Here is a 255-nt window from a genome sequence, read left to right on the forward strand (position 1 = left end):
TCAAAGATTTCTGTTTTTAGGACAGTCGTTCCATCTTGTGCGTAATACGTTATCGTTTGAACAGTGTATACATTATCCACCATGTTACTCAACACCGATTTACGATATAAAGTGCCACTTTGCCTACACCATTCAACCACCGTATATTTATCGTTATTGTCTAAGCCCGACCGGTATACATTCAACGGTCGTTTTAATTCATCAAGCACCCCTTCAAGATTGTTAGAATCATAATTGTGATTAGCATCCGCCACT

1 pseudogene is annotated in these 255 nt (G+C 38.8%); it reads right to left on the minus strand.

The features are described 5' to 3' along the window. Positions 1–255, minus strand: a pseudogene (locus PZE06_RS29420) (hypothetical protein); the annotation flags it as partial.

The sequence above is a fragment of the Robertmurraya sp. DFI.2.37 genome (assembly GCF_029211245.1).
GTDB classification, from domain to species: Bacteria; Bacillota; Bacilli; order Bacillales; family Cytobacillaceae; genus Robertmurraya; species Robertmurraya methanolica_A.